This is a genomic window from Aquimarina sp. RZ0, from assembly GCF_008370685.1.
Classification (GTDB): Bacteria; Bacteroidota; Bacteroidia; order Flavobacteriales; family Flavobacteriaceae; genus Aquimarina.
In genome coordinates, this window is record NZ_VTZU01000221.1 from 1 (window position 1) to 1,273 (window position 1,273).

Here is a 1,273-nt window from a genome sequence, read left to right on the forward strand (position 1 = left end):
GTATATGTATAAAAATGATGGATATGTGAGACGCTATAGCGAAAGCTTTAAACTCAAAGTTCTAGCAGAACTTACCAAAGGAAACCACTCCAAAAGACAAATTGCCTTAACTTACGGAATACAATCCAGTACGATCAATGTATGGATAAAAAAATATGATCGTAAAGATTTAATGAATACCCGTGTAACCGTGCAAACAGACGATGAATTAAGCCGTATTAAAGCCCTTCAGAAAGAACTAAAACAACTCAAAGACCTTCTTGTTAAAAAGGATCTAGACAAGCTTGTTACAGACGCCTATCTCGAAGTTGCTGCTGAAAACCTAGGATATAAAGATGTACAAGAATTAAAAAAAAACTTAAACATCGAGCCCTAATGAAATTAGCACCAAAAAATAGAAACCAAAGACAGTTCTCTATTGCTGCTGTTTGTGATGCTTTCTCTCTAAAAAGAGATGCCTACTACAAATACAACAAAAGGTATTCTGCTAAAAAAGAAGAGGAACAAACTGTTATAGAACTTGTTCGAAAAAGCAGAAAAACACTACCCAGAGAAGGCACTAGAAAATTGATGAAATCATTATATAATGACTTCCAAAAACAACACCTAAAAATAGGCAGAGATAGGCTATTCAGTATATTGAGAGAAAATGGATTACTTGTTAGAAGAAAAAAATATTCTTCTAGAACGACCAATTCATATCACCGATTTTACAAGTATAATAACACTATAAAAGACTTGAAAATCGATAGACCTAACCAAGTTTGGGCATCTGACATTACCTACATTAGAACCATAAATGGATTTTGTTATTTAGCTTTAATTACTGACATGTATTCTCGTAAAATTGTAGGATATGATCTTAGTGATAGTCTAGAACTTAAAGGTTGTGTTAGAGCACTCAATAAAGCAATATACAATGCCAAAAATATTAAAGAATTAACACACCATTCTGATAGAGGAATACAATATTGCAGTAATATATACACGCAAATTCTCAAAAGAAAAAAGATCCAAATTAGTATGACTGAAGAGAATCATTGTTATGAAAATGCATTAGCGGAACGTGTTAATGGAATATTGAAAGACGAATTTTATCTTGATCAAACCTTTACTAGCGTGACTCAAGCTAAAAGAGCAACAAAAAACGCAATCAAATTATATAACAATAAAAGATTACATTTATCTTTAGACTATAAAACACCTAATTACGTGCACCAAAGTGCCGCTTAAATTTTAATATTAATCTGTAGCCGTATTTTAGGACGTGACA

2 protein-coding genes are annotated in these 1,273 nt (G+C 32.1%); both read left to right on the plus strand.

The window, feature by feature from the left end; genetic code table 11:
* Window positions 1–376 (plus strand): transposase (locus F0000_RS27365; RefSeq protein WP_255452940.1); only part of this gene is annotated, 376 nt, incomplete at its 5' end.
* Entirely contained in the window at window positions 376–1,233 is an 858-nt protein-coding gene (locus F0000_RS27370) for an IS3 family transposase (protein ID WP_149627861.1), read from the plus strand. The genes F0000_RS27365 and F0000_RS27370, both read left to right, overlap by 1 nt.
* Window positions 1,234–1,273: the final 40 nt, after the last annotated feature.

What these genes read in the sequence shown, in the direction of transcription:
- F0000_RS27370 (WP_149627861.1), top strand. Translation starts at nt 376, where the DNA reads ATGAAATTAGCACCAAAAAATAGAAACCAAAGACAGTTCTCTATTGCT.